This is a genomic window from Fodinibius sediminis (assembly GCF_900182555.1).
In the GTDB taxonomy this organism is placed as follows: domain Bacteria; phylum Bacteroidota; class Rhodothermia; order Balneolales; family Balneolaceae; genus Fodinibius; species Fodinibius sediminis.
In genome coordinates this window covers 1-1,322 of the sequence record NZ_FXTH01000045.1, presented here as the reverse complement: position 1 = coordinate 1,322, position 1,322 = coordinate 1, and the positions used below count along the sequence as shown (strand labels likewise).

Below are 1,322 nucleotides of genomic sequence, written 5' to 3'. Positions count from 1 at the left end.
GAGAGTGTAAATCTAACTCTGTCTAGGTTGGTAATTTAAAATCTACTAACTTAGACAAATCATGACACAAAAAGAACTAGATAAACTACAAGAAAAAGCCTTGGCCCAGCTCAAGTCTGGGGAATCGTTATTTGGCAAAGAGGGCGCCTTTGCTCCAATGCTTCAGAGCTTCATCGAGGCGGCCCTGGAGGCCGAGATGGACGAGCATCTGGACACCGATGAACGCTCCAAAGGCAACAAACGCAACGGCAAAGGTCGTAAAACGATCAAAAGTTCAGCAGGCAGCTTCGAGATCGAGACTCCACAGGATCGGCAGAGCAGCTTCGACCCGCAGCTGATCAAAAAACGGGAAACCGTGCTGGCCGACAGCCTGCAAGACAAGATTATCGGCCTTTACGGACTCGGAATGAGCCTTCGAGACATCAGCGCTCATATCTCCGAAATGTACGACACCGAGCTCTCTCATACGGTTCTATCACAGATTACCGATCGCATCATCCCCGAGGTCAAGGCCTGGCAGTCCCGCCCGCTGGAAGAGGTTTACTGCATTGTTTGGCTGGATGCGATGCACTATAAGGTCCGTGAGGAGGGTCGGGTAACCCACAAGGCGCTCTACAACATCCTGGGCATCAACCGTGAGGGCTACAAGCAGGTGCTGGGATGCTACGTCTCCGAGAGCGAAGGGGCCAACTTCTGGCTGCAGGTGCTCTCCGATATGCAGAATCGAGGCCTACAGGATATCCTCATTGCCTGTACGGACAACTTGACCGGGTTCAAAGAAGCTATCGAGAGCGTGTATCCAAAAGCCGATGTGCAGTCTTGTATTGTCCACCAGATCCGCAACTCCCTGAAGTATGTCGCCAGCAAGGACCAGAAGGAGTTCATGCGGGACCTGAAGCAGGTCTATCGGGCCGACACCAAAGATTTGGCTGAATTAGCGCTCCAAGATCTAGCCGACAAGTGGGAAGCGAAGTATCCTATTGTTATACAGTCTTGGCAGAATAACTGGGACAAGCTAACCACCTACTTCCAGTATACACCCCCGATTCGCACCCTCATTTACACGACCAATGCCGTGGAAGGTTACCACCGGCAACTGCGAAAGGTCACCAAAACTAAAGGGGCCTTCACCAGTGACATGGCTCTACTTAAGCTGATCTATTTGGCTACCAAAAATATCGAAAAGAAATGGACATCGCCCTTGCAAAACTGGGCCTTGACGGTTCAGCAGCTGGCTATTCGATATGGCGATCGACTACCATTAGACTTAACCCGTAACCACGAAAAATAAGCAGCCCGGACAGAGTTCAGTTTACACACCC

At 50.9% G+C, this 1,322-nt stretch carries 1 protein-coding gene; it reads left to right on the top strand.

Annotated elements, in window-relative coordinates:
* Positions 1-61: 61 nt before the first annotated feature.
* Positions 62-1,291: an IS256 family transposase gene (locus tag FN808_RS18755; protein WP_142716153.1), complete on the top strand. Its 1,230-nt coding sequence runs from the start codon at positions 62-64 to the stop codon at positions 1,289-1,291.
* Positions 1,292-1,322: the final 31 nt, after the last annotated feature.

Excerpts from the sequence above, each read along its gene's own strand:
- FN808_RS18755 (WP_142716153.1), top strand. The coding sequence starts at position 62 with ATGACACAAAAAGAACTAGATAAACTACAAGAAAAAGCCTTGGCCCAG.